This is a genomic window from Neisseria sp. HMSC074B07 (assembly GCF_001810355.1).
GTDB lineage: Bacteria > Pseudomonadota > Gammaproteobacteria > Burkholderiales > Neisseriaceae > Neisseria.
On sequence record NZ_KV800985.1, the window covers coordinates 26,802 to 45,604 of the forward strand.

General features: G+C 49.6%; 15 protein-coding genes, 1 pseudogene and 1 CRISPR repeat array. Of the genes and pseudogenes, 10 read left to right on the top strand and 6 right to left on the bottom strand.

Features of this window, described 5'->3' with window-relative positions; all coding sequences use genetic code 11:
- Positions 1-119: 119 nt before the first annotated feature.
- Together HMPREF2726_RS12265 and HMPREF2726_RS12270 are read left to right on the top strand one after the other, a co-directional pair.
- The gene (locus HMPREF2726_RS12265) at positions 120-650 is read left to right on the top strand and encodes a hypothetical protein (RefSeq protein WP_009311461.1); all 531 of its coding nucleotides are present in this window, start codon (positions 120-122) and stop codon (positions 648-650) included.
- Positions 650-1,864, top strand: a complete 1,215-nt coding sequence (locus HMPREF2726_RS12270) for a beta-ketoacyl-ACP synthase (RefSeq protein ID WP_009311462.1) — start codon at positions 650-652, stop codon at positions 1,862-1,864. The genes HMPREF2726_RS12265 and HMPREF2726_RS12270 overlap by 1 nt, the downstream gene beginning before the upstream one ends.
- Positions 1,865-2,094: 230 nt before the next feature.
- On the opposite strand, the gene HMPREF2726_RS12275 is transcribed toward HMPREF2726_RS12270, so the two are convergent.
- The 6 genes and pseudogenes from HMPREF2726_RS12275 to HMPREF2726_RS12295 form a co-directional block, all read right to left on the bottom strand.
- Entirely contained in the window at positions 2,095-2,463 is a 369-nt protein-coding gene (locus HMPREF2726_RS12275) for a hypothetical protein (RefSeq protein ID WP_003762775.1), read from the bottom strand.
- A gap of 105 nt (positions 2,464-2,568) precedes the next feature.
- Positions 2,569-4,185, bottom strand: a complete 1,617-nt coding sequence (locus HMPREF2726_RS12280; RefSeq protein WP_070603497.1) for an NAD(P)-binding protein — start codon at positions 4,183-4,185, stop codon at positions 2,569-2,571.
- Positions 4,186-4,270: 85 nt separating this feature from the next.
- A complete protein-coding gene (locus HMPREF2726_RS12285; protein WP_009311464.1) occupies positions 4,271-6,121 on the bottom strand; it encodes a hypothetical protein in 1,851 nt (616 codons plus the stop codon).
- Between the two features lie 258 nt (positions 6,122-6,379).
- Positions 6,380-6,757 (bottom strand): annotated as a pseudogene (gene speD, locus HMPREF2726_RS12290) (adenosylmethionine decarboxylase); the annotation flags it as partial.
- Positions 6,754-6,900 (bottom strand): hypothetical protein, encoded by a 147-nt coding sequence (locus HMPREF2726_RS14215; RefSeq protein WP_003742187.1) that lies wholly within the window; start codon positions 6,898-6,900, stop codon positions 6,754-6,756. The gene HMPREF2726_RS14215 and the pseudogene speD, both read right to left, overlap by 4 nt.
- A gap of 1 nt (position 6,901) precedes the next feature.
- Positions 6,902-8,428 carry a DUF4178 domain-containing protein gene (locus tag HMPREF2726_RS12295; protein ID WP_009311467.1) on the bottom strand — a complete coding sequence of 509 codons (1,527 nt, stop codon included), beginning with the start codon at positions 8,426-8,428 and terminating at the stop codon, positions 6,902-6,904.
- A gap of 557 nt (positions 8,429-8,985) precedes the next feature.
- Here HMPREF2726_RS12295 and HMPREF2726_RS12300 point away from each other — a divergent pair.
- The 8 genes from HMPREF2726_RS12300 (at position 8,986) to cas2 (ending at position 18,119) form a co-directional block, all read left to right on the top strand.
- On the top strand, positions 8,986-11,487 hold the full coding sequence (locus HMPREF2726_RS12300) for a CRISPR-associated helicase/endonuclease Cas3 (RefSeq protein WP_009311469.1): 2,502 nt from the start codon (positions 8,986-8,988) through the stop codon (positions 11,485-11,487).
- A 232-nt stretch (positions 11,488-11,719) separates the two neighbouring features.
- The gene (cas5c, locus tag HMPREF2726_RS12305) at positions 11,720-12,364 is read left to right on the top strand and encodes a type I-C CRISPR-associated protein Cas5c (RefSeq protein WP_070603499.1); all 645 of its coding nucleotides are present in this window, start codon (positions 11,720-11,722) and stop codon (positions 12,362-12,364) included.
- Positions 12,361-14,118 carry a type I-C CRISPR-associated protein Cas8c/Csd1 gene (cas8c, locus tag HMPREF2726_RS12310; RefSeq protein ID WP_009311471.1) on the top strand — a complete coding sequence of 586 codons (1,758 nt, stop codon included), beginning with the start codon at positions 12,361-12,363 and terminating at the stop codon, positions 14,116-14,118. Before cas5c ends, cas8c begins: the two co-directional genes overlap by 4 nt.
- A 12-nt stretch (positions 14,119-14,130) precedes the next feature.
- Complete coding sequence (cas7c, locus tag HMPREF2726_RS12315) at positions 14,131-14,982, top strand: type I-C CRISPR-associated protein Cas7/Csd2 (protein WP_009311472.1); 852 nt, start codon at positions 14,131-14,133, stop codon at positions 14,980-14,982.
- A gap of 2 nt (positions 14,983-14,984) precedes the next feature.
- Complete coding sequence (gene cas4, locus HMPREF2726_RS12320; protein ID WP_009311473.1) at positions 14,985-15,638, top strand: CRISPR-associated protein Cas4; 654 nt, start codon at positions 14,985-14,987, stop codon at positions 15,636-15,638.
- Positions 15,639-15,659: 21 nt separating this feature from the next.
- Entirely contained in the window at positions 15,660-16,547 is an 888-nt protein-coding gene (locus tag HMPREF2726_RS12325; protein ID WP_009311474.1) for a hypothetical protein, read from the top strand.
- A 190-nt stretch (positions 16,548-16,737) separates the two neighbouring features.
- Positions 16,738-17,751: a type I-C CRISPR-associated endonuclease Cas1c gene (cas1c, locus tag HMPREF2726_RS12330; RefSeq protein WP_009311475.1), complete on the top strand. Its 1,014-nt coding sequence runs from the start codon at positions 16,738-16,740 to the stop codon at positions 17,749-17,751.
- A gap of 74 nt (positions 17,752-17,825) precedes the next feature.
- Positions 17,826-18,119, top strand: a complete 294-nt coding sequence (cas2, locus tag HMPREF2726_RS12335) for a CRISPR-associated endonuclease Cas2 (RefSeq protein ID WP_003685729.1) — start codon at positions 17,826-17,828, stop codon at positions 18,117-18,119.
- Positions 18,120-18,308: 189 nt separating this feature from the next.
- Positions 18,309-18,802: a CRISPR direct-repeat array (repeat unit 29 nt; unit sequence CCAGCCGCCTTCGGGCGGCTGTGTGTTGA).
- Position 18,803 lies beyond the last annotated feature (1 nt).

Genomic DNA, 18,803 nt, shown 5'->3' on the forward strand with positions numbered 1-18,803 from the left:
CCGTACTGGTTTAAAGTTAATCCACTATACATTTTCAGACGACCCCTGAAAAGGTCGTCTGAAATACTGTCCGACATCGGTTACAATACTTCCTTCCTCCGCACCGACAAAGGAACCCCATGCGATTTCCAAGCCTAGCCCTTGCTGCGCTGACCCTCAGTGCCTGCGCCCTTTCCCCCTCGCTGCCCCATCCGCAAACCCTGCCGACGCTTGAGCAATCGGGTTTGTGGTTCAAGCTTGAGCAGACCGACGCTTCGGGCAATGCCGCCCAAACCAGCCTGCTGGCGGTCGAGCAGTTGCCGGAGGGCATCCGCTTCGTGCAGACCGACGCGCTGGGTACGCCCGTATCGCGCCAGTTTGTCGGCACGAAAGGCTGGAAAAACGACGGCTTCATTATGCCCAATTCCGCTTCGCGCCGCCTCTTTGCCGCGCTGCTGCCGCTGCTTGCCGCTGACCGCGCCGCCGAGCTGTATCCCGAAGTGGAGCAAAAAACATCCGAACACAACACATTCTGCCCTGACGGCAACGGCGCGGTATTCCGTTATAAAGAACAAGATTTATGGTGCGTCGCACAAGATAACGGACGTTTCGTGATTGCCTTCCCCGACAAAACCCGTTGGACCGTCAGCCCGATCAAAGAAGAAGAATAATGAAATCCCCTGTTTACCTCAGCCGCCCCGCCGTAACCAGCGCGCTCGGCAGCGGTCTGCAAACCCATATCGACGCGCTGCTGGCGCCGTCTGAAACTTCGACGCTGACGTTTTCCGACCAATGGGTTAAAGGCAAAAACTTCGCATTCGGTGCGGTAAGCGAAACGCTGCGCCCGCTGCCCGACAATCTGCCCGCCGCATACCGCAGCCGCAACAACCAACTACTGTGGCACGCGCTGGAGCAGATTGAAGACGACATCCACGCCGCCGTTCGCCGTTACGGCGCGGCGCGGACCGCCGTCATCATGGGTACGTCCACCAGCGGCGCAGATGAAAATATGCCCTTGTTCCAACACGTTGCCGACGGCGGCAGCTGGACGGACAAACCGTTCAACCAGCTTCAGCACGAAATGGCGTCGCCTTCGGAATTTGTTGCACACGTTTACGGTATTCACGGCCTGTGCTACGCCGTTTCCACCGCCTGCACATCGGGCGCGCGCGCCTTAATTAGCGCGGCGCGGCTGTTGCGCGCAGGTTTGTGCGACGCGGTTATTTGCGGCGGCGTCGATACCCTGTCACCGTTGACCATCAACGGTTTCGCTTCGCTGGAAGTGCTTTCAGACGACCTCGCCAACCCATTTTCCGCCAACCGCAACGGCATCAACATCGGCGAAGCCGCCGCTGCCTTCGTCATGACCCGCGATGCCGATTTCGGCGGCACGATGCAATTGTTGGGCTACGGCGCAAGCAGCGACGCTTATCATATGTCCTCGCCCCGCCCCGACGGTTTGGGTGCGGCGCAGTCTTTTCAGGCGGCGCTGAACAATGCCGGGTTGCAGCCGCAGGACATCGGCTGGATTAATCTGCACGGTACCGGCACGAAACACAACGACAGCATGGAAAGCCGCGCCGTCGCCGAAGTGTTCGGCAGCCAAACCTTCTGTACTTCGACCAAGCCGCAAACCGGACACACGCTCGGCGCCGCCGGTGCCATTGAAGCCGCATTCGCCTGGGGCATCGCCGACCGCGGCTGCAACCCGCAGGGCAAACTGCCGCCGCAACAGTGGGACGGCATCCCAGACCCCGAACTGCCCGTCGTCGCCCTGACCGACGGCAACAGCGTATGGCCGTCTGAAAAACGTATCGCCGCCAGCTCGTCTTTCGCCTTCGGCGGCAGCAACGCGGTATTGATTATTGGAGAATCAGCCGAATAAACCGCTTTCGGCTTTGCCTCAACAATATAGTGGATTAACTAAATCAGGACAAGGCGACACGAAGCCGCACAGTACAGACAGTACAGCAAGGCAAGGCAACGCCGTACTGGTTTAAAGTTAAGCCACTATAAAAAGGTCGTCTGAAAACAGTTTTAGGTAACTGTTTTCAGACGACCTTTTCCCTTACTGCGGCCAAAACCGCTCAAGCATGGTTCGGCTGGATGTTTATCCTAATTGGCTGCGTTGACGCACAAAGAATCAATCTTGCCCGCGCGCGGGAAGCGGATGGTGTAGCGTCCTTTTTGGTTGATTTCGGCAAAGCTGAAGCGGTCTTCAGGCGTATCGCCGTCCGCGCCCACTTCCAAAGCAACGCGTTTGCCTTTCGGGTCTTTCACGACCACATTAGGGCTGACGGGCGCGAATGAAAGCATCAAACCATTGCCTTCCGTCACTTTAAAGCTGTACACCTCGCCGCGTTTGACCTTCATAGGTTGGTCGATGCAGCCCGTTTCATTCAAGGGCAAATTTTTTTCCGCATAAGCAAAGGCGGTGCTGCCCAAACCCAAAGCAAGCATTAGGGAAAAACTCAGAGATTTCATACGGTTTCCTTTGAGATTTAAATATTCAAACGAAGCGGGATTATAGCACTGATTATTTGACATCCGCGCTAGGCGAGACGAAAAATAATCCAACCAACATAAAACTCAACCTTCCCCCCGTTCCAACACCTTCATTGCCGCCTCTACGCCCCAATACAAAGCTTCTTCGAATACCGAATAGCCGCTCAAATCGCTGTGGGCAAACAGCAGTCCTGACGCTCGGTTTCTGATTTTTAACAAAGATTCGTCGTTCAGATAACCGGCTTTCGGCACGCTCATGCCGTGTCCGCGTACCGTAACATCAACGTGGGAAACGTGTTGCCAGAAGCCCTCTCCGTAGGCGGCGATCAAGTCTTTGGCGGCCAAGTCGCGCAGTTCTTCGTTAGAGGCTTCGAGCAGTTGGCGGCGGACGGTTTGCGGGGTGTCGTGGTTTAACGCGGCATAGGCGGTGAAGATGGTGCGCTCGGGGCGGGCGACGCGAATGAACTGGTTAGTGGCGACAACGTAGCCGAGTCCTTGACTGCCGTAAATGACGTTATCCCACGCCGTTTCGCTGTTGTTTTTTTCTTTCGGGAAGCTGTGCATCTCGAAATTGGCAACCAACCACGGGGCGTATTCGGGCATGTTCAAACCATATTGCGCGGGATTTTCCATGATGCGGGCGGCGACCATCAACGGCATGGCGGAGATAACGTGTTGCGCGGTCAGAGCGACGGTTTCACCGCTTGAATTGTCGCGCAGCCAAACTTCGATACGGTCGTCTGAAAGAGGCTTGATTTTGACGGCGGATGCGTTGACGGAAGCGGGTTTGTCGAGGCGGATGCGGTTTTCAGACGACCATTGCCAACCTTCCTGCAAACCGGCATGGTGGCGCAGATTTTCGGAAAGATGTGCCAGACCTTCGGGCCAAGTGAGGACGGTTTCTGCGCTGTTACGGGCGGCGAAGTAATGCAGTCCGGCAAAGGCGGATACTTGCGCTATGCCCTGTCCGTAATCGTCGCGACAACAGTAATCGAGATACCACAAAAGTTCGGGCGAGGTGTAGCCCTCTTGCGTAAGCCATTGTTTGAACGTCAATTTATCAAGTTTGCGCCACATTTCGTCTGCCGATGACAGGGCTATCGGAATGGAGAAAATCTTTTTGCCGTCGCTTCCGTAAGCCTGTTTCAGACGACCGATCAAATCAAAAAAGCGTTTGGAATCCGCATCTTCTTTCGGCAACAGGTGTTCCTGCCATTTATCCTGATACAAAAGGCGCGACTCGGGCGCGTAAACCAAATCGGTTTCCCTGAAACTGCCTTCCGATTGCAAAATACCAAAATCCGCCAGCATCTCGCGCACATACGCACTCTCTTTCGACGGCAACGCAAGATAATGCGCACCGCTCGGCGCTTGCAGGCCGTCTGAAGCGGCGTAGGCGGCATTGTTGCCGTTGCGCTCGAACCCTTCCGCCAACAATACATCACGATGACCGTGTTTCGCCAAATACCACAACGCCCCCAAACCCGCCGCGCCGCCGCCGAGTATCAGCGTATTGCATTCGTAACGTCGAGTCGGCGGGCTGAGCAATTTCCCATCGCGCAACAAATGCCCCAACGGCAGCCCGACGCGGTTGACGGAAACCGGCGGTTTGCGGTTGAGTCGGTTGTAAGTCAGCCAAGAGAAAGAGGACGCAGCGGCAAGCGCGGCGGTGTAACTGAGAAATTGACGGCGTGTCGGCATGGGGTTGGATGTCGGTTTAGGGTTCTGACAGGTCGTCTGAAAACATCAAGACGGTTTCAGACGACCTTTTGATGAAATGTTTCCATCAATTTTGTTTGACTGCGGATGCTTGTTGGAAACGTTTTTTATTAAGCAGCGTTTCAGTAAAGTAGTCGAAACGTGACTCTTCAACTGGAAGACTAGAGCTAAACGCTAGACATCCCGGCGCCCGCCTAGCATACGAAGAACCATTATCCTCTTCTGAAACATATGATTTTTCGATGATTCCACTGATATTTTTGAGACATTGCCTATATGCCGCTTCTCGCTTGGTATTATCATTGCTCAGTTCAAGGTATTGTTTTCTCTCTTTTTCATGCAATACCGAAGAGTAGGCTACGTAAACCAATAAAAACCCATCTTCATCTTTATTTTCATATTTATCTTTTGAAGCGGAAAGCTCTTCTAACGTCTGATTCTGAAATTTTTTTGAGAGAGCGCGGGAATATACTTTACATTGACTATCTGCTAACCAATCTATTTTTCCTTCATCGCGACAGCTGGCAGGAATTTCGGCAATCAGTTTATCGATGCTGTTTTTCGCCAATTCATCCACGAGAGGCTGGATTTTGTCAGTAAACACCTGGTTCAATGCTATGACCATTATCTGATGCTGCTTTTGTTTCTGCTTCGGTTTCTCTTCCGTACCCGAGAAAATGTCTGCCATATTCACCGGATAGTCTTTTTCTACGGTGCTTATGAAATTTTGCCAAGGTGTTTGGGCGTATTTCTGAGCCAAGATTGTTTTGGCTTGTGCGACCTCAGGCGTTTTTTCCAACTGCTTCCATTCTTTTTCGCTGTTTGCTTCCGTTTCCCGGGTTTGTTTGCCGAAATTTATCCAAACCGCGCTGTCAATAACCTTATTTAAATCAGTAGGCAGCTCCAACCTTTCCATGACTTGATTCGTAATAACGCATTCCGGATAAAGTTCTAAATAAAAGGAAGGTGTGAAATGTTCCGTGTTATTTATCTGGGACTCTGTTGCTGCTATTTTATCGCCGATTTTTTTAGTACATTGCATATATTCGGTATTGAGTTTGCGATAGTCCAGCATTAATGCTTTATCCATTTTTTCTAAACTCTCCTCCACCGCAGAACGGTAGGCAGCCGACAAAACAGGAGCAGGCAGATGCTTGGCGTCGTTATATTGTTTTTCCATACCCGCCAATTCGGATAATGTTTTTTCTGAGAATTTGTCCTTTAAAACATAATAATAGGCTTTACACGAAGGAATAAGATCCCAAGCTCCCTTACGACAGCTTTGTGGAATTTCTTTGGTCAATGTTTCAATGTTTTTTGTTTTCAATTCATTCAAAAACGGCTCCGCCTTATCGACAAAAATGCGGTCGATGGCTTCTCTTTTGGCCCGATCTTCCAATCGGTTTTTTCTATTGCGTGTTTGAACGGATTCTTTACGCAAAGCCTCGGGGTAGAACGTGTTCCAATCTTCATTGGCGTATTTCTTTTCCCATTCGGTTTTGAGCCGGATGACCTGCTTTTCAAATTTTTGATTCAGCTCTTCTTTTTTCTTATTTTCCTCCTGCCATTTGCGCAGCGGTTCCGCAGCATTGTTTGCCGTCCATGCGGCGAAACAGGGAGATAATTCGTTGTTGCCGGGATTGAGCATCAAAATATCGTCGGGATACTCCGCAATCATTTGTCGTTCATCGGCGTTTTCCATATCAACGCCCACTTTTTTAAACACGCCGTCTTTCAAACATTGTTCGTTTTTAGCTTTGGCTTCGTCGAGATGCTCGAAATAATAGATGTAGTCTTTGGCGAATGGGTTGATGGGTGTTGATGATGAAGAACTGGTGGGTGCCGAACTTGGGTTGCTGATACACGCGCCTAAAGAGAGCACGGATAAAGAGAGGATGATGGAAGTGCGTAAGTGCATTTTGATTCCTTGATGTTCTTAGTGAGAATATTTTTTGGGGTTTTAAAATGAGGTCGTCTGAAAACAGATTGAGCCTGTTTCAGACGACCTTTACAGGTTTTATAGTGGATTAACTTTAAACCAGTACGGCGTTGCCTCGCCTTGGCTCAAAGAGACATTCTCTAAGGTGCTGAAGCACCAAGTGAATCGGTTTCTGTACTGTCTGTACTGTCTTGCGGTTTCATCGCCTTGTCCTGATTTAGTTAAGCCACTATAGTATTCTATTGGCGGCTGCGTATCGTCCAGTATTCCTTCGCCACGTTGCGCAACCGTCCAAACGGCCCGTTCCGCCGCCAATTCCCTGCACAACACTTCCTTCACTTTTTCCAACTTCATGCCGCCGCAGATAAATGCGTCTATGGCGACGAAGCGGTGTTCCGGCCAAGTGTGGATGCTGATGTGGGATTCGGCGAGCAATAAGATGCCGGTAATGCCGCCTGCACCGCCAAAGGTGTGGAAACGCTCGGCGAGGACGATGGCTTCTGCGGCTTGGGCAGCGGCTTTGAGGGCGGTTTTCAGACGACCTTCGTCTTTCAAGACAGCTTCATCACAGCCATATAAATCTAAAAGACCGTGATTGCCGGGGATATGGGTCATTTATGGCCTCCGGAGAAACCTCCGCCGCCGTAATAGCCGCCGGAATGCATACGCGAGCCGTCGGAATCGGAAGAGCCGTAGCTGATGATCATGGAGATGATGATGATAATGGTGCTGAAAATGATGTAAGTGGCTCTCGACATGTTAATCCTCGTCCTCGTCTTCTTTGCCCATAGTCCACAACAACCAAGTTCCTATAAAGATGACGGTAAATGAGGCAGAGTTGCCGTCGGTCAGCAGCGCAGGAAGGTTGACGACAACCAAGATGGCGATCATGACAAACCGCAATTGGTTATCGACCCCGTCTGCGTTCATTTTTGCCGTGTATCTGGGCGCTTCCGCTTGCAAACCGAAAGCGCCGGCAACTTTGCCGTAGGTAGTGCGCGTACTTTTACTCCATGCCAGCTCGTGTTCAGTCAGCTCGGCACACAGTTTGCTGTTGCTGCCGACTTGGTAGTCGGTGTAATACGCCAAATCACCCGAACGGATATGCCAGTAAAACGCGCCGGCGGCGACTTCGACTTTGCCGCCGTAGGAATAAAGTTCATCACAACCTTGCGGTTTGCGGGCGCTGTTTAAACGCGGCCAATTGTTTTGCGTTTCAGACTGGCTCCACTCGCCGTCGGACGATTCGACCAACCACAAAAAGCCTTTTTGCGGATTGTAAAGCAGGTATTCGACCCACCAACCGACCGGCGTCAGTATCCGCCGTTTGCCTTCAAACATATATTCATAAGTCGCATCGGGGTCCAGTTCGGAATACCTGACTGCACCCATCACAAAATAATCATTGTTATTCAGACGACCCTGCGTGCCGATAGGCAGGGTAAACAGTTTATCCTGCGCCACGCGCATGGCGTTGGCAGTAATCAACCGCGCTTTTTCCTTACCGACTTCCAATTGGCTGCCGCAGCTCGGGCAAATCAGAAAATCGGTGACACCGCTCAACCAATGGACGGACGACCCGCAATTCGGACAATTTTCCGAATGATGGCTGCCTTTCAGACGACCTGCCGTTTCACGGATTTGGTCATCGGTACGGGTATTCTGCAGTTTCAGTTCATTTAGACCGACCATACTGCCGTAATAGATTTCGGGAGGATCGTCGCCGTAATCTATCGTCAGGAAAAGACCTGAGCATCGCCAGTCTATGACTTTACTTGTCGTATCTGCAGTCAGCTTAAACGGCAATTCGCCCTGAGCCGCCGATTTTCTGAGGCTGATTTCACGCTTATCCGACGGAACAAAGTTTTTATTTTGAAAATTGAAATTGCAACCACCCGGCACGACGTCGTGAAAGTCCGGCACAACTTCAGGCGATTCAACCAAGCGCGTCATGGAATACAGGTCGCCGGATTCAGACAGCCAACCGGTTTGCCCGTCATCAAACAGCGCATACCATTCGTTCCACACACCGTCGTCGTATTGCACCTGAAGCCGTCCGACCAAGGTAAATGGGCGGGTAACGTATGTCCCTGTCGTGCCGATTTGCAGCGGGCTGAAATCTTCCAACAGAGCGGAATCGCGCCCGGAATCGACGATACTGTCATCCTGCCGCACCAGCATGCTGTTGCAGTAGCCGCACACCAGCGTAACGGCTGTCGCGGAATGCGCCTCAACAGGCGCGCCGCAGCTCGGGCAGTCGGTTTTGAAGAATGGGGTGTTTGACATGAATTTTCTTTTTCGGAATTTCAGACGACCTGGGGCAAACCAATACAGGCTTCAGCCGATGCTTAAAAAATACTGGCAAATAAATATCTTGCCGCATTTTCCAAAACGCAAACAGCGTCCGCACTATCCGTATGCCGATGCAGACCGCAGCAAACAAGCAGTCGGCAGCAATATGATTGTATAGTAAAACAAAACGGCTTGGGTACGGAATCAGGCAAGCACAGCCACATCCTACCGAGTTTAACCCATCTATACGACAAAGGTCGTCTGAAAACCTGTCATCGTTTATCTGCATCATTCGGACCATCACGCTATGTTTGATTTGTCCTATTCGCTCACAAATAGTCAAATTGATATTGTTATTTATTACAAATGCTGTATTATGTTCGGGTAATTGTAACAAATAAAACAATAACATCATAAACTCCCAATTATCTACAATATTTTCACGTCATTCAGACGACCTCATTCCACAGATTTTCGATTTTTCAACACCTCAAACCATTTTGTATGGCTTGTTCGTTAAATTTTGCGCGTTTTAAATTTGGAGAATCGACGTGAATTTTGACTATATTGCCCACGTCCGCCAAGACTCATCAGAAAATTGGCATTCCCATCCCCTGCAAAAACATCTACAAAAAGTCGCCCAACTCGCCAAGCGTTTTGCAGGGCGTTATGGGTCGTTGTTTGCCGAATATGCGGGGCTTTCGCACGATTTGGGGAAATTTCAGGAAGCTTTTCAGAAATATATCCGTAATGCATCCGGCTTTGAAAAAGAAAATGCCCATTTGGAAGATGTCGAATCTACCAAGTTGCGCAAAATTCCGCATTCCACTGCCGGTGCCAAATATGCAGTAGAGCACCTTAATCCATTTTTCGGGCATTTGCTGGCATATCTGATTGCAGGACACCATGCGGGATTAGCGGATTGGTATGACAAAGGGAGCTTAAAGCATCGTCTGCAACAGGCAGATAATGAATTGGAGGCCTCTTTGTTGGGCTTGGCGGAGAGCGGTTTGCCCAAAGATTTTTTCCCGTTATCCGATGATGACTTGATGCGGGATTTTTTTGCGTTTTGGGAAGACGGGGCAAAGCTGGAAGAAGTGCATATTTGGCTGCGTTTTCTCTTTTCCTGCTTGGTGGATGCCGACTTTTTGGATACCGAAGCCTTTATGAACGGCTATGCCGATGCGGATACTGCGCAGGCTGCCGGATTGCGCCCAAAATTTCCCGGTTTGGATGAGTTGCACCGACGATATGAGCAATATATGGCGCAACTTCATGAGAAATCAGATAAAGATTCATTCTTAAATCAAAAACGCCATGCCATTTTGCAGCAATGTTTTTCTGCCGCAGAAACCGACCACACTTTGTTTTCTTTAACCGTGCCGACCGGCGGCGGCAAAACTTTGGCGAGCTTGGGGTTCGCTTTGAAGCACGCGCTGAAATTCGGCAAAAAACGTATTATCTATGCTATTCCTTTCACCAGTATTATCGAGCAGAACGCCGATGTTTTCCGCAAAGCATTGGGCGATGACGTGGTATTGGAACACCACAGCAATTTGGAAGTGAAAGAAGACAAGGAAACTGCGAAAACCCGCCTTGCCACGGAAAATTGGGACGCGCCGCTGATTGTTACCACCAACGTGCAACTGTTTGAAAGCCTGTTTGCGGCGAAAACCAGCCGCTGCCGCAAGATTCACAATATTGCCGATAGCGTGGTGATTTTGGATGAGGCCCAGCAGCTTCCGCGCGATTTCCAAAAGCCGATTACCGACATGATGCGGGTGCTGGCGCACGATTACGGCGTTACCTTTGTGTTGTGCACGGCGACTCAGCCCGAACTTGGCAAAAATATCGACGCATTCGGGCGCACTATTTTGGAAGGCCTGCCGGATGTGCGCGAAATTGTGGCAGACAAAATTGCCTTATCGGAAAAACTGCGCCGCGTCCGCATCAAAATGCCGCCGCCAAACGGCGATACGCAAAGCTGGCAGGAAATCGCCGATGAAATCGCCGCGCATCCGTGTGTTTTGGCAGTGGTTAATACGCGAAAACACGCCCAAAAACTCTTTGCCGCTCTGCCTTCTGACGGCATCAAATTACATTTATCCGCCAATATGTGCGCTACGCACCGAAGCGAAGTGATTGCGTTGGTTCGCCGATATTTGGCACTGTATCGCGCAGGCAGCCTGCACAAGCCTTTATGGCTGGTCAGCACGCAGTTGATTGAAGCCGGCGTGGATTTGGATTTTCCTTGCGTTTATCGGGCGATGGCAGGGCTGGATAGCATTGCCCAAGCGGCGGGACGGTGCAACCGCGAAGGCAAGTTGTCGTTTGGCGAAGTAGTCGTGTTCCGTGCCGAAGAAGGCGCACCCAACGGCAGCCTGAAACAGGGGCAGGACATTACCGAAGAAATGCTGAAAGCAGGGCTGCTTGGTGACCCGCTTTCCCCGTCGGCATTTGCCGAATATTTCCGCCGTTTCAACGGCAAAGGAGATGTGGATAAACACGACATTGCAAGACTCTTGACGGTAGAATCATCAAATGAAAATCCGCTGGCAATCAAATTCCGCACCGCTGCCGAACGTTTCCGCCTGATTGATAACCAAGGCGTGGCACTCATTGTGCCGTTTATCCCGTTGGCTCATTGGGAAAAAGACGGCAGTCCGCAAGTCGTCAAAGCAAACGAGCTGGACGATTTTTTTAGACGACATCTGGACGATGTGGAAGTTTCAAAATGGCAGGATATTTTGGATGAACAACGCTTTTTGCAGCCTGCCGACAATTCCTTCGGACAAACCGACCAACCACCGCTGCCCGAGCCGTTTGAAAGCTGGTTCAACTTGCTTGAAAGCGACCCGCTCAAACACAAATGTGTTTACCGCAAATTACAACGCTACACGATTACCGTGTATGAACACGAACTCAAAAAGCTATCTGCGAATGCCGTTTTTTCCAGAGCAGGATTGTTGGTGTTAGATAAGGGCTATTACAAAGCCGTGCTTGGTGCGGATTTTGATGATACGGCTTGGCTATCTGAAAATTCGGTTTTATGAAAAATGCCCCTATTTCTAGGGGCATTTTGCCATTTTTAACATGGCATTATAGTTTCAACACACAGCCACCCAGAAGCGACTGACCGCTAATAATCCATTTAATCAATTGTATGAAAAGAGGTTTAGCGTAGGCATATTTTACAGTTTATTGAAAAAATAAGCGAATCACACTTGACATGAGTAGTGTGGTAATATTAATATGGCTTTATAGAATTATTAATGAGGAGTCGATATGAGTTTCATTTTAGAAATTAGCGGTGATCTGGCGTGCTTTACCAGGCCTGAGCTCAAGGTGGAACGGGTTAGTTATCCCGTAATTACACCATCAGCAGCACGAAATATCCTAATGGCAATCTTGTGGAAACCCGCCATTCGATGGCAGATACAGAAGCTCGAGATTCTCAAACCGATTCAGTGGACGAATATCCGCCGTAACGAAGTGGGAACCAAAATGAGTGAACGCAGCGGCTCGCTCTATATTGAAGACAACCGTCAGCAGCGCGCATCCATGCTGCTGAAAGATGTTGCCTATCGCATCCACGCCGATTTTGACATGACAAGTGAAGCAGGCGAGGGCGACAACTACGTCAAATTTGCCGAAATGTTCAAACGGCGTGCAAAAAAAGGGCAGTATTTTCATCAGCCTTATTTGGGTTGCCGAGAGTTTCCCTGCCATTTCAGGCTGCTTGAAAAGGTTGAAGACGGTTTGCCGCGCGAAGACATCACCCAAGATTTCGGCTTTATGCTGTACGACATGGATTTCAGCAAATCCGACCCGCGCGATTCCAATAACGCCGAACCTATGTTTTACCAATGCAAAGCGATAAATGGCGTAATTACCGTGCCCCCAGCTAATAGCGAGGAGGTGAAACGATGATTCTGCACGCACTCACCCAATACTACCAACGCAAAGCCGAAAGCGATGGTGGTGTTGCCCCGGAAGGGTTTGAAAACAAAGAAATCCCGTTCATTATTGTTATAGACAAACAGGGCAAATTTATTCAGCTTGAAGATACCCGCGAGTTGAAAAATAAGAAAAAAGTTGCCCGCACTTTTTTAGTGCCGAAAGGCTTGGGCAGGAGCGGTTCAAAATCCTACGAAGTAAGCAATTTATTGTGGGATCACTACGGTTATGTGCTTGCCTATGCCGGAGAAAAAGGGCAGGAGCAGGCAGATAAACAGCATGCCAGCTTTACTGCCAATGTAAACGAATTGAAACAGGCGTTGCCCGATGATGCAGGTGTTGCCGCCGTTGCCGCCTTTTTGGCTTCTGCGGCAGAAAAAAGCAAAGCCATGCAGGCTGCAAATTGGGTGGAATGTGCCAAAGTCAAAGGCTGTAATCTCAGCTTCCGCTTGGTGGACGAGGCAGTAGATTTGGTTTGTCAATCAAAGGCGGTTCAGGCATATGTGAGTCAAGCTAATCAGGCACAATCCGATAATATCCCAAAAGGCATTTGTCTAGTAACGGGCAAACTTGCGCCGATTGCGCGGTTGCATAATGCCGTGAAAGGTGTGAACGCCAAGCCCGCCCCGTTTACATCGGTAAATCTGTCGGCTTTTGAATCATACGGCAAAGAGCAGGGCTTTATCTTTCCTGTGGGTGAACAAGTCATGTTTGAATACACCACAGCCTTAAACACCCTGCTTGCCGGTGAAAACCGCTTCCGTATCGGCGATGTAACAGCCATCTGTTGGAGTGCGAAACCGACTCCGTTGGAAGAGTATCTTGCTTCGCTGATTAGCGGCGGCGGCAAAGACAATCCCGATGCCCATATTGATGCGGTCAAATCACTTTATAAAAGCTTGTACAACGGCAAATATACAGAACCTGACGGCAAAGAAAAATTCTACCTTTTAGGTCTATCGCCCAATTCCGCGCGGATTGTCGTCCGCTTTTGGCATGAAACCACTGTTGCCGCCTTATCCGAAAGCATTGCGGCGTGGTATGACGATTTGCAGATGGTGCGTGGCGAAAACTCGCCATACCCCGAATATATGCCGTTGCCGCGCCTGTTGGGCAATTTGGTGTTGGACGGCAAAATGGAAAACCTGCCATCTGACCTGATTGCCCAAATAACCGATGCCGCACTTAACAACCGCGTTTTACCCGTCAGCCTGTTGCAGGCTGCTTTGCGGCGCAACAAGGCGGAACAGAAAATTACCTATGGCAGGGCAAGTCTGCTTAAAGCCTATATCAATCGCGCAATCCGCGCGGGTCGTCTGAAAAACATGAAGGAGCTAACGATGAGCTTAGATAGAAACCGTCAAGACATCGGCTATGTGCTGGGGCGGCTGTTTGCCGTGCTGGAAAAAACACAGGCCGAAGCCAATCCCGGCTTGAACGCCACCATTGCCGACCGCTATTTCGGTTCGGCAAGCAGTACGCCGATTGCCGTATTCGGCACACTGATGCGCCTGCTGCCGCACCATTTGAACAAGCTGGAATTTGAAGGACGTGCCGTACAACTGCAATGGGAAATCCGCCAGATTTTGGAACATTGTCAGAGATTTCCCAACCATTTGAATTTGGAACAGCAAGGCCTATTCGCCATCGGTTATTACCACGAAACCCAATTCCTGTTTACCAAAGACGCATTGAAAAACCTGTTCAACGAAGCGAAAACCGCATAAGGAGCAAATGCTATGACTATTGAAAAACGCTACGACTTTGTCTTTTTATTTGACGTGCAAGACGGCAACCCCAACGGCGATCCCGACGCAGGCAACCTGCCGCGTATCGACCCGCAAACCGGCGAAGGTTTGGTAACCGATGTTTGCCTGAAACGCAAAGTCCGTAACTTTATCCAAATGACCCAAAATGACGAGCATCACGATATCTTTATCCGCGAAAAAGGCATTTTGAACAACCTGATTGACGAAGCCCACGAGCAGGAAAACGTAAAAGGCAAAGAAAAAGGCGAGAAAACCGAAGCTGCTCGCCAATACATGTGCAGCCGTTATTACGACATCCGCACATTCGGCGCAGTGATGACTACCGGCAAAAATGCAGGACAAGTGCGCGGTCCCGTGCAACTGACTTTTTCTCGCTCTATCGATCCCATCATGACCTTGGAACACAGCATTACCCGCATGGCGGTTACCAACGAAAAAGATGCCAGTGAAACCGGCGACAACCGCACCATGGGGCGCAAATTCACCGTCCCCTACGGCCTATACCGCTGCCACGGCTTCATTTCTGCCCATTTCGCCAAACAAACAGGCTTTTCCGAAAACGATTTAGAGCTGTTTTGGCAGGCACTTGTCAATATGTTCGACCACGACCATTCCGCCGCACGCGGACAAATGAATGCACGCGGGCTTTATGTGTTTGAGCACAGCGGCAGCTTGGGCGACGTACCTGCTGATAGTCTGTTCAAACGCATTCAGATAGCCAAAAAAGATGGTGTGGAAGTAGCAAGGAGTTTTGACGATTACCTTGTCAGGGTAGACGATCAAAATCTTGGCGAAACCAAGCTGCTGCGTAAATTAGGCTGAAAATGACCGCACTTTTAACCAAAACCCAAGGGGAAAATCAGGACACGCGCCTGATTCCCCTTTCAGCCCTGCAACACTACGCCTTCTGCCCGCGCCAATGCGCCTTGATTCACAACGAGCAGGCGTGGGCGGAGAACTATCTGACCGCACAGGGCAAGGCGCTGCACGAGCGGGTGGATTCGGGTGAGCCGGAAACGCGCAAGGGCGTGCGCTTTGAGCGGACGGTACATGTGTCGGCGGAGAAACTGGGCATCAGCGGCGTGTTGGATTTGGTGGAAGTGGAAACGAAAACAGGCCGTCTGAAACCCGTGGAATACAAACGCGGCAAGCCCAAACCCGATCCGATGGACGAAATCCAGCTTTGCGCCCAAGGCTTGTGTTTGGAAGAAATGACGGGGCAAACCGTCTCTGAGGGCGCGCTGTGGTATATGCAAACCCGCCACCGCGTCCCCGTTGTGTTTTCAGACGACCTGCGCGCCCAAACACTCGCCACCATCGCCGCCGTGCGCGAACTTTTAAAAAGCGGCCAAACCCCGCCGCCCGACTACGGTAAACGCTGCAAAGCCTGCTCGCTGGTGGAAATCTGCCAGCCGGAATTGTTGGGGAAACGGGATAGGAGTGTGAGGTATGTGGAGGGGTTGTTTGGGGAATATTAATACAATATAGGATTTTAAATTATGCACAAAAAATCAATGAAATTTACTTATAATGATGCTCTTTTAATAGTAAATAATTGGGCAAAAGATAAATTTATAAAAGAGAATATTGATTATGATGAATCTGGAGAAGTTCCATATTTTATACAATATCTTAATTATCGTTCGAAATTAGTAATTGCCAAACCCAGAAATGTTATTTTATCTAAGCAATTTTCTATTTCTCCCGAAAATAAAAAAGGCTTTGATAGATTAAAAGAAAAATTAATTAATGGAGAAGATGTTAATGCTTATTTAAGTAAGTCATCAATCATTGCTAATTCAGTTGATGGGATGTTAGATAATTTTGGTATTAAGCATTTCCACCTTGGAGAAATGGTAAAAAATGATTTTATTGAGAGGACTGGTGAAATTGCTTTGGGGCTTGTAACGGATAGTGAGGTATTTTTTGTTGTTAGTAAACAGCATGGAAAAGGATATGGAGATATTTGGTATGAAAAAGATGTTTTAGAAATTATTCACAAGGAAAAACCGAATCTCATTAGTCATTGTAAAGTAGAGAATATGATTGATATATCTCCAACTATTTCAGATACAAAAGATATAAAGTCTTATAGGAATTCAAATATCAATGGTGCCATAACACTAGATGATGGTAGTACTTATATGCCTTTTAATTTGGGGCAAACTTTAGCAGGTTATGGTATAGGCCATACTTCGTATACGCAACATATTGCTAAAACCATTTTTGATTTGGCAAATAGCTTATTAAAAAATAATAAAAATTATGTTTCTATTGAAGTTACTAAGTTTGATTTAACAGAAGAGGGCAAGCCAAAATTTTTGGAGTTTAAGTTATGGGATGGAAATAAGTATGAGTTAGTACCATTTTCAGGTAGCCCAACTTAATCAATTCCCAAAGTGTAGTTTGTGTAGGTCAGATACTTGTATCCGACAACTACTTTGATATTTATATGATTTGAAATTGTTGCGGTAATTTTGAAAATGTCGGATTCGAGAATCCGACCTACCGTTTTTCAGGTGGATCAACCCTGTTAAATACCCAAAAAAGTGTGGTCAAACCCCAAGGAATTTTCCCATGCGCAAACTACAAAACACGCTCTACATCACCACCCAAGGCAGCTATCTGCATAAAGAGCGGGAGACGCTGGTGGTGGAGCAGGAGCGCAAGAAGGTGGCGCAGTTGCCGGTGCATTCCATCGGGCATATTTTCTGTTTTGGTAATGTGCTGGTGTCGCCGTTTTTGTTGGGGTTTTGTGGCGAAAATAATGTGAATTTGGCGTTTTTTACGGAAAATGGGCGTTATTTGGGGCGACTTCAGGGGCGGCAGAGCGGTAATGTGCTGTTGCGTCGGGCGCAGTATCGGGTGTCGGAGCAAAATCCTGTGCCGATTGCGCGCAATATCATTGCGGCGAAGATTCAGGCGAGTAAGCGGGTGCTTCAGCGGCAGATTCGCAATTACGGCGAGAATGCGGCAATTCAAAGTGCGGTGGATTCTTTGAACATTTCGCTGCGGCAGTTGAAGAGCGCGGCGGAGCTGGACGTGGTGCGCGGCATTGAGGGGGATGCGGCGGCGCGTTATTTTGGCGTATTTGGGCAGCTTTTGAGCGAAAAAAGCGGCTTTTCTTTTGACGGGCGCAACCGTCGTCCGCCCAGAGACGGGGTGAATGCGCTGTTGTCGTTTGTGTACAGCATTCTGGGTAAGGACATCAGCGGCGCGCTGCAAGGCGTGGGGCTGGATCCGCAGGTGGGCTTTCTGCACGCCGACCGACCGGGGCGCGACAGTTTGGCGCAGGATATTTTGGAAGAATTCCGCGCGTGGTGGGCGGACAGGCTGGTGCTGTCGCTAATTAACCGTGGACAACTCAAACCACATGATTTTGTTGCCGAAGCAAGTGGTGCGGTAAGTTTGAAAGTGGATGCGAGGAAGCTGTTGTTCCAAGCTTTGCAGGCGAAAAAGCAGGAAAAAATCGTTCATCCGTTTTTGGGGGAGGAAGTGGAAATCGGGCTACTGCCGTATATTCAGGCAATGCTGCTGGCGCGCCATTTGCGCGGGGATTTGGCGGAATATCCACCGTTTTTGATGAGATAGGTTTGCAGGCTGCCTGAAAACGGGTTGGATGTTTTCAGACGACCTCTAAAGCAGCCTGCACATGGGAATACAAAATGCTGATGCTGATTACTTACGATATTTCGCTGGAAGACGCGGAAGGACAGGCAAGGTTGCGGCGCGTGGCGAAATTGTGTCTGGACTACGGCGTGCGCGTGCAGTATTCAGTGTTCGAATGCGACATCGCACCCGACCAGTGGGTTGTTTTAAAAGACAAACTCTTGAAAACCTACAACCCTGAAACCGACAGCCTGCGCTTTTACCATTTAGGCAGCAAATGGCGGCGCAAAGTGGAACACCACGGCGCGAAACCGGCGGTGGATGTGTTTAAAGATACGTTGATTGTATAAATCGCCAACCTGCGGTTCTCATGAAAATGCGGCAGGGTTGGCGAATGGGGATTGTTCTTTAACAATCAGGATATTGCGAATGCGGGTGTAACGGAAAAGGCTGTGTTATACTCGCGTTCGCGCTTTTCTTGGGAGCTTAGCGAAATCGGGGCTGCGAAACCTGATGGAGCAAGGCTTTTGAGAGAGGCTCCAGCCGCCTTCGGGCGGCTGTGTGTTGAAACCTCAAATCTTTTATGCAATATAAAACAATGCTTTCCAGCCGCCTTCGGGCGGCTGTGTGTTGAAACTCCTGATACTGTATGTTCTCAATGGTATTCGTATCCAGCCGCCTTCGGGCGGCTGTGTGTTGAAACGTCATAAAACCGACCTTTCCCAACGGGAGCAGGGGACCAGCCGCCTTCGGGCGGCTGTGTGTTGAAACATAGACTGCTTTATATCTTTCCTAAGCGGAATCCCAGCCGCCTTCGGGCGGCTGTGTGTTGAAACAGGCTTGGCAGAAACGCCAAAAACAGGCGTCCCACCAGCCGCCTTCGGGCGGCTGTGTGTTGAAACCTGCACATCATCCATCAGAGACTGCTCATCTTCGCCAGCCGCCTTCGGGCGGCTGTGTGTTGAAACTCCTGTATTACTTTTGCGCTACGTTGGTTTTTCATGCCAGCCGCCTTCGGGCGGCTGTGTGTTGAA

Coding starts and splice junctions, on each gene's coding strand:
- HMPREF2726_RS12265 (WP_009311461.1), top strand. CDS start 120: ATGCGATTTCCAAGCCTAGCCCTTGCTGCGCTGACCCTCAGTGCCTGC.
- HMPREF2726_RS12270 (WP_009311462.1), top strand. CDS start 650: ATGAAATCCCCTGTTTACCTCAGCCGCCCCGCCGTAACCAGCGCGCTC.
- HMPREF2726_RS12275 (WP_003762775.1), bottom strand. CDS start 2,463: ATGAAATCTCTGAGTTTTTCCCTAATGCTTGCTTTGGGTTTGGGCAGC.
- HMPREF2726_RS12280 (WP_070603497.1), bottom strand. CDS start 4,185: ATGCCGACACGCCGTCAATTTCTCAGTTACACCGCCGCGCTTGCCGCT.
- HMPREF2726_RS12285 (WP_009311464.1), bottom strand. CDS start 6,121: ATGCACTTACGCACTTCCATCATCCTCTCTTTATCCGTGCTCTCTTTA.
- HMPREF2726_RS14215 (WP_003742187.1), bottom strand. CDS start 6,900: ATGTCGAGAGCCACTTACATCATTTTCAGCACCATTATCATCATCATC.
- HMPREF2726_RS12295 (WP_009311467.1), bottom strand. CDS start 8,428: ATGTCAAACACCCCATTCTTCAAAACCGACTGCCCGAGCTGCGGCGCG.
- cas5c (WP_070603499.1), top strand. CDS start 11,720: ATGAGTTTCATTTTAGAAATTAGCGGTGATCTGGCGTGCTTTACCAGG.
- cas8c (WP_009311471.1), top strand. CDS start 12,361: ATGATTCTGCACGCACTCACCCAATACTACCAACGCAAAGCCGAAAGC.
- cas7c (WP_009311472.1), top strand. CDS start 14,131: ATGACTATTGAAAAACGCTACGACTTTGTCTTTTTATTTGACGTGCAA.
- cas4 (WP_009311473.1), top strand. CDS start 14,985: ATGACCGCACTTTTAACCAAAACCCAAGGGGAAAATCAGGACACGCGC.
- HMPREF2726_RS12325 (WP_009311474.1), top strand. CDS start 15,660: ATGCACAAAAAATCAATGAAATTTACTTATAATGATGCTCTTTTAATA.
- cas1c (WP_009311475.1), top strand. CDS start 16,738: ATGCGCAAACTACAAAACACGCTCTACATCACCACCCAAGGCAGCTAT.
- cas2 (WP_003685729.1), top strand. CDS start 17,826: ATGCTGATGCTGATTACTTACGATATTTCGCTGGAAGACGCGGAAGGA.